The following is a 5,196-nucleotide window of genomic DNA, read 5'->3' on the forward strand; positions in this document are numbered from 1 at the left end:
CCCCTGAAAGAGGCCCGGCCGCTGCCCGCAGCGGCCGGGCCTCTTCTTGTCCGCCTCAGTCCGCGGCCGACACGTTGACGGCGCGGATGCGGCCGTCCTCGCGTGTCTGCACCCGGAACCGCACCATCTGCCCCGCCGCCAGTCTGCGGAACGGGCTGTCGGCCGCGCACGAGTCGCGGTGGAAGAAGATGTTGCCCGGGAAGTCGTCGTGCGCGATGAAGCCGAACGTCGGCCCCGGCAGCGAGTGGATCTGGCCCAGCAGCTCCGACTGGGCCTCGCCGTCGCCGTCGCGCCCGCCCCTGGTCCAGGTGGTGGTCCGCTCCTTGACGGTGGCGAACACCGCGGGGGCGTCTTCGACGCGGCAGACCCGGTCCAGCGCGTTGACCAGGAACTGCCACCTGCTGGAGGCCGCCATCCGGGACAGGTACGGCAGGACCGCCCCGATCCGCTCCTGGGCGTCGGCCGGGATCTCCACCGAGCCTTCCAGCGCCATCGCGATGCTCAGGAAGCCGACCCCGACCGCGTCGGTGGCCGACGTGATGAACTTGCGGTCGATGATGCCCTCGGTGAGCAGCGGCACCGCCGTCTCGAAGCCCTTCCACGCCTGGTCGAAGGCGGCCATCGGGTTGCGGATGCTGTCGCGCAGGTATTCGCCGTAGCGGCGGTGGGCCTCCATCAGGCTGGTGACGGCGATCAGCCGCGCCTTGGCCTTGGACCGGCCGACCGCGGGCTCGATCAGGGTGATGGCCTCGTCGAACTGGCGGCACCACACCAGCGTGTTGCCCAGCGCGACCCCGGTCTCAGGGGTCTGGAGCACCTGGTGGGCCTCGCGGGAGTACTTCAGCGCCGTCTCCAGGTCCTTGACGTTGCGCGACAGGTGCCCGGCCAGGAAGTGCGCGACGACGGCCCGGTGCTCGCCCTCGGCCTGCTTGTACGCCTTGAGGTAGAGGTTCGTGGCCACCGAGTACTCCGACTGGTTGGCGCGCAGGAAGCCCTCGACCCGGTCGACCTCCCAGAAGTCGGGGTTCAGGCTGCGCGCCTTGCTCACGAACTCGTACGCGTGGGCGTAGTCGTCGGCCTGGCTGGCCAGCAGCGCCCGGCGCAGCAGCTGGGCCGTGGCCGCGTCGGCGTGGTCGCGGGCGCGCACCACGATCGGGGCCAGGCTGCGCTCAGCGGCCTCGTGCGCGCGCCGCTCCTCGTCGACCCGGAACTCCTCCTCCCGCCGCGCGATCTCCCCGATGTACGTGCTGTCGGCCAGGTCGGCGTGGCGCATGAACTGCGACGCCGACTCCGAGATCGCGATGTCGAACGCCCCGCTGACCTCGTTCTTGGCCGACACCCGCACCAGCGAGCCGCGGGTGAGCTCCTTGCTCGACCGGCTGATGTCGTCGACGGAGCTGCCGACGAGCAGCACCAGCTCGTCGGCGGTGACCGGGCGGCCCAGGGCGTACAGCGCCTGGAGCAGCTTCATCGCCTCGGGGCTGAGCGTGTCGTAGACCGAGCGGACGCAGAACTCCAGCAGCTCGCCCTGGTTGCGCAGCAGGGTCAGCGGCTCGCTGCCCGCCTCGACCGCCAGCACGAACCACTTGATCGCCAGCGGGCTGCTGCGCAGGCGCCGCACGATCTCCTCGCGCGACTGCGGCTGGATCCGCTGGAGGGTGGCGACGTGGCGCCGGTTGGTCAGGTCGGCCAGCAGCCGCACCCCGTCCTTGTCCGACAGCGCGCCCAGCGGGTAGCGGCGTTCCAGCTCGCCGACGCCGACGCGGCTGGTGAGCAGGAAGCGGACCTCGGGCGGCAGGGCTTCGTACAGGTCGACGAAGGTGGTGGAGTTGACCGTCTCCAGGTTGTCGATCACGATCAGGGTCCGCAGCCCGGCCAGCAGCCGGGCGAGCTGGTCGTAGCTGGTCATGGTGCCGGAGTCGACGGCCGACACGATCGACTCCATCGCGCCGGTCAGCGTGGTGACCGCGTTGGAGATGCTGCGGATGCCCTCGGCGGTCAGCCGCTCGGTCTTCAGCGAGCACCACAGCACCGCGTCGTACGGCCGGGACGGGTCGTCGACGAGCCGGTAGGCGACCTCCAGCGCCAGCGCGGTCTTGCCGATGCCGCCCTCGCCGGTGATGGTGATGACGTTGTCGCGGCCGCGCTTGCACATCTCCAGCAGCCGGTCGACGTCGGCCTCGCGGCCGATCAGGCCGGTCTCGTCGTAGTCGGGCAGCGGCAGGTTGTGCAGCGCGTAGCCGAAGTCGGTGGGGCTGGGCTCGTCGGTCGGCTCCCAGAACGGGTCGTCGCGCAGCATCCGCCAGGTGTCGTGCAGAGCCCGCCACTGCGGCGCGAGCAGGATGCTGAGCAGCGCCGACAGCGCGTCCGGGTCGCCCGCGGCCAGCGGCCGGCCGTGCATGACCCGGTTGCGGATGAGCACGAGCCGGTCCAGGCCCGCGGTGAGATCGGTGGTCTCGCGGGCCAGCGCCTCGGGCAGCATGGCGCGGTGCCGGTTGAGCAGCCCGTACGTCTCCCGGAAGTCCAGGTATTCGACCAGCGAGTGCCCGGACTCGTCTCCCCGGTCCTTCATCTGGCGGTCTCTGGCCTTGACCAGCAACTGGCCGCCCAGCACCTCCTCGTCGGAGAGGTCGTCGAGGACGAAGCGCCGCAGGACGTCGCGGATGTCGCGCTCGAAGGCGTCGATCAGCACGTACATGCGCATGCGGGTCAGCCGGACGTCGAGCCGATCGTTCACAGTTTCCCTCGCAAGGCACGGTGGGGCCGATGGGCGACAAAACAGAGGAGTCCGGCAGAAAGCCGAATCTGAAGTCTATGTGCCGCCGATCGCCCGCTACAGCGCCGAACCGGCCCGGTCACCTGCCGTAAACGCCCATACGGCATCGACCGGTTCGGTCCTCCTATGTAGATTCATGCCTGATTGCCGGGGCCGCCCGCCGGGCCCGGTACTCTCGGCGGTCATGTGGCGGCGGTACGTGGCGATAGGTGACAGCACCAGCGAAGGGCTCGACGACCCGGACGGGCGGGGCGGCTTCCGTGGCTGGGCCGACCGGTTCGCCGAGCACGTCGCGGCGGCCCACCCCGGCCTGGAGTACGCCAACCTCGCCATCCGGGGCCGCGAGACGGCCGAGATCGAGCAGGAGCAGCTGCCGCTGGCCCTGGCACTGCGGCCCGACCTGTGCACGGTGGTGTCGGGCGTCAACGACATGCTGCGCCGCCGGTTCGACGTCGACGACGTGGTGGGGCGGATCGGGCGGATGCAGTCGGCGCTGGTCGGGGCCGGGGCGACGGTGCTGACCTTCACGATGCCGGACCCGGTGCGGGTGATGCCGCTGGCGCGCCCGCTGCGCGGCCGGTTCGAGGCGTACAACGCGGCGCTGCGCGAGGTCAGCGCGGCCTCGGGCGCGGTGCTGCTGGACCTGGGGGCGTACGAGGTGGCCGGGGATCCGCGGCTGTGGAGCCCGGACCGGCTGCACGCCAACAGCGCCGGTCACGAGCGGATCGGGCGCGGGCTGGCCTGGGCACTCGGGCTGCCGGGCTTCGACGGGTCGTGGGGCGCGCCGCTGCCGGATCAGCCGCGCCGGACGGTGTGGCAGCGGGCCGCGGCCGATGGGGCTTGGCTGCGCGGATACCTGCTGCCCTGGCTGGTCCGTCACGCCCGCGGCCAGTCCTCCGGCGACGGCATCACCGCCAAGCGCCCCCATCCCCTCCCCGTCCACCAGCCCCACTGACCCCTCTAGATCAGCCGAGTTGCCGGGCAATCGGGCGTATCTTGGGCGTTCATATGCCCGATTGCCCGGCAACTTGGCGGTGATCTTGACGCGCTCGGCGCTCGGTGGTCGGTGGTCGGGGGTCGGGGGTCGGGGGTCGGGGGTCGGCGGGCGGCGGGCGGGGGTCGGGGTCAGCGGGTGAGGTTGATGGCGGCTTCGGCTTCGGCGGCGCGGCGGCCGCCGAAGGCGAGCACCGAGAGGATCGCGAGCAGGGCCATCACGGCGGTGACGGCCAGGACGGCGGTGGTCGAGGTGAACGCGTCCAGGGCGAAGCCGGCGATGAGGGCGCCGATGGAGTTCGCGCCGGAGGCGAGCAGCATCGAGATCGAGCCGACACGGCCCTGCATGTTGTCGGGGGTCGTCTTGACCTGGTAGACCATGCCCGCGACGTTGCCGACGCCGGCGCCGTACACGATGGCGGTGTAGATCGCGGCCAGGGCCACCGGGTGGTGGGCGAACGCGATGGCCGCCATCAGCCCGGCCCAGGACACGTTGACGAACATGATGATCTTGCGGATGCCGAACCGCTTCATGAAGAAGTTGCTGCTCAGCGCGCCGAGCATGCCGCCGACGCCGTTGACGGCCAGGATGAAGCCGATCACCGGCGGCGTGCCGCCGTCCTCCTTCACGATCACGATCAGGGCCAGCGCCAGCACCTGGAACAGGATGTTGCTGGCCGCGAGCAGCCCGAGCGCCCGGCGCAGGTACTTCTGCCCCCAGACGAACGCGAAGCCCTCCCTGATGCGCGCCAGGATGCGCGGTGCCCGGTGCTCCTCCTGCTCGGCCTGCAGGCTCTTGCGGATGAACAGCAGGGTGGTCAGCGAGCCCAGGTGCGCCAGCGCGGTGAACCCGAACGGGATCCACGCCACCAGCGAGAACAGCAGCGACCCGATGGGCTGGCCGAGCAGCCCGGCGGCCTGGCCGCGGGCCTCGTTGCCGGCCATGGCGGCGCCGAGCTGGTCGGGCGCGACGACGTTGCGTACGGCGGCGCGCTCGGACAGCCGGTAGAAGACGCCCAGGCTGGCCTCGACGAACGCCACCACCATCAGGTGGGCCACCCAGACGTGGCCCGACAGCACCGCCACCGCGACGCTGCCGATGGCGACGATCCGGCCCAGGTCGCACACGATCATGGTGCGGCGGCGGTCCCACTGGTCCACGAACGCCCCGGCGGGCAGCTGCACCAGCAGGTTGGGCAGCAGCGCGGCGAAGGTGACCAGGCCGGCCGCGGTGGCCGACCCGGTGGACCAGAACGTGACCAGCGTGTACGCCAGCGCGCTGACCCGGGTGCCCAGGAACGCCATCCCGGCGCCGGCCCACAGGAGCACGAAGTCGCGGTTGCGGCGCAGCGGCACCGGCGGCGGCGCGGGCGCCGGTTGGTCGGGCAGCTCCGTGGAGACTGCGGCCTGTTCGACGACGGTCATGA

General features: G+C 71.6%; 3 protein-coding genes. 1 reads left to right on the forward strand and 2 read right to left on the reverse strand.

Annotation, left to right across the window (positions count from 1 at the left end):
• Positions 1 to 55 precede the first annotated feature (55 nt).
• On the reverse strand, positions 56 to 2,737 hold the full coding sequence (locus Cs7R123_RS30660) for an NB-ARC domain-containing protein (RefSeq protein ID WP_212831588.1): 2,682 nt from the start codon (positions 2,735 to 2,737) through the stop codon (positions 56 to 58).
• Positions 2,738 to 2,960: 223 nt separating this feature from the next.
• On the opposite strand from Cs7R123_RS30660, the gene Cs7R123_RS30665 reads away from it, so the two are divergent.
• Positions 2,961 to 3,731, forward strand: coding sequence for an SGNH/GDSL hydrolase family protein (locus Cs7R123_RS30665; protein ID WP_244872244.1), 771 nt, complete (start codon positions 2,961 to 2,963; stop codon positions 3,729 to 3,731).
• Positions 3,732 to 3,901: 170 nt separating this feature from the next.
• Here Cs7R123_RS30665 and Cs7R123_RS30670 read toward each other — a convergent pair whose 3' ends face one another.
• On the reverse strand, positions 3,902 to 5,194 hold the full coding sequence (locus tag Cs7R123_RS30670) for an MFS transporter (RefSeq protein WP_212831597.1): 1,293 nt from the start codon (positions 5,192 to 5,194) through the stop codon (positions 3,902 to 3,904).
• Positions 5,195 to 5,196 lie beyond the last annotated feature (2 nt).

The organism is Catellatospora sp. TT07R-123 (genome assembly GCF_018327705.1).
Lineage (GTDB): Bacteria > Actinomycetota > Actinomycetes > Mycobacteriales > Micromonosporaceae > Catellatospora.